At 59.4% G+C, this 1,806-nt stretch carries 2 protein-coding genes and 1 pseudogene; 2 read left to right on the top strand and 1 reads right to left on the bottom strand.

Annotated features, from left to right (window positions below; genetic code table 11):
• Window positions 1-97: 97 nt before the first annotated feature.
• Window positions 98-334: pseudogene (locus FNU79_RS19900) on the top strand (IS701 family transposase); the annotation flags it as partial.
• A 142-nt stretch (window positions 335-476) separates the two neighbouring features.
• Window positions 477-1,427, top strand: coding sequence for a tyrosine-type recombinase/integrase (locus FNU79_RS18855; protein WP_143722328.1), 951 nt, complete (start codon window positions 477-479; stop codon window positions 1,425-1,427).
• Between the two features lie 69 nt (window positions 1,428-1,496).
• Here the strand turns inward: FNU79_RS18855 and FNU79_RS19335 are convergent, their stop codons facing one another.
• Window positions 1,497-1,640 carry a hypothetical protein gene (locus FNU79_RS19335; RefSeq protein ID WP_185974832.1) on the bottom strand — a complete coding sequence of 48 codons (144 nt, stop codon included), beginning with the start codon at window positions 1,638-1,640 and terminating at the stop codon, window positions 1,497-1,499.
• Window positions 1,641-1,806: the final 166 nt, after the last annotated feature.

The raw sequence follows: 1,806 nt of genomic DNA, 5'->3' as shown, positions 1-1,806 counted from the left end.
TCGTTTGAAGTCAGCGGTATGGATTCTGCGGTTTGTCATGATGGTGCCTCCTATTGTCGAGGCTTATCTCCATCTACGCAAAACTGGGTCACCCTCACTCAAGCAGGAGGTCGGCCTAGCGCACTTCGAGGGCCGTTCGTGGCAGGGCCTGCACCATCACGCCGTGTTGTGTATGGTCGCCTTGACCTTCCTGCAATGGCTACGCTTGACCCAGCCAGATGACCTGCGCGGCGAGACCGTGCCCGCCATCCGAGCAGAGGTGGCCGGGACTCCATCCTGGCCACCTCGTTGCCTGAAATGCCTCACCTGCACAGCACTATTCAGTGGGCCTTGAATATCCCCAAAGTACAGCTAAGTACCTACCGAATATGCAAAACCTCCGCAATCGGGAGATGGAGCGTGTGTTATCTGGAAAGACAAGCAGGGTAGCGGGTATACAGATTCACACTAAGCCTGATTAGTATTAAAATATTCATATGTCCACGGATCTCATCCCGCTCAACACCACCCTCAGCTACGCCAATCTCACCGACCAGGTTTTGAGGGTCAGGGCCGTTCAAGCGGCTGCTGCCTACAACACGCCCACCCTCGTTTTGGTACTGCACGCCTACATGACCACTGCTAGCCGCAAAGGGGCAAGAACCAGCCGCAAAACTCTGGGTGCTTACAGTCTCGCGGTGCAGGACTTCATTCCTTGGGCGCAGAGCAGCGGCGTCTCCCTGCTGCGTCCGGGGCGGCGCGACGGCGGACGTTACCTCAGTCATCTTCAGCAGCGCCCCACCGGGGGCAAAGGCAAATCCGGCTTGCTCGCCGCGTCCACCATCGCGCAGTACACCGCAGGTGTCCGCGCTCTCTACCGGGCCCTCAACTGGGCGCAGGCCACCGAAGCCCAGCCGTTCGGCGAAGTCTATGTTCCGAGCGACCCCACCCCGGGCATCGTCAAAAACCCGCCGTACCTGAGCGAGGTCGATCTCGTCCTCCCGCACTGTGATGCGCCGCTGGCCGCTCTGCTTTTCCTGTGCGCTCACGCGGGTCTGCGCGTCAGTGAAGCGCTGAGCGTCAAGGCGAGTGACGTACAAGGCAAGACGCTGACTGTCCACGGCAAGGGCGGCAAGGTGCGGCGGGTGCCGCTCGGCGCACGAACCCGTCAGGCCCTCACGCTGCTCACCACTCTTGACGCGGCAGGGCGTTATTTCGATTGGGATTACGGGCAGGCCACCTACCGCGCCCGCAAGGTGTTCGCTGCCTGCGGCTGTGAGTGGCGGGGCTTTCACGCCGCACGCAAACACTCCGGCACCCGGCTGTATCAGGCAACCAAAGATTTTACGCGGGTGGGGCTGTTTCTGGGCCACGCCTCGGTAGATACCACGCGCCGGTACGTGGCGGTGCAAGACAATGACGTGTCGCAGGAGGTCGAAGAATGGTAAAACAGATGGGTACTTTAACCCTCAAAAAGATTTGGAGGCCCCTTCACGGCCTTCCTGTGAGGCTGGATTTTATCCCCTTTGTGAAATAGCAAGGGTACAGGCACACCCGGCGGGGAAGGGAACCGCCTGAAGACTGCTCATGGCCGGAGCATTTGCGCCGACGAAAGCCAAGCTGTAAGCCACCGTCAGGGCCAACTCAATCCACTTTTTCATAAGTCGGTTGAAATACTGGTGATGGAATAGGCCAGGCCCGCGCGGTAACTATAGTTCCGGATAGCTTCTAGCTGTACTTTGGGGATATTCAAGGCCCACTGAATAGTGCTGTGCAGGTGAGGCATTTCAGGCAACGAGGTGGCCAGGATGGAGTCCCGGCCACCTC

Origin of the sequence: Deinococcus detaillensis (assembly GCF_007280555.1) — a bacterium.
GTDB classification, from domain to species: Bacteria; Deinococcota; Deinococci; order Deinococcales; family Deinococcaceae; genus Deinococcus; species Deinococcus detaillensis.
This window is presented reverse-complemented; position numbering and strand designations above follow the sequence as displayed.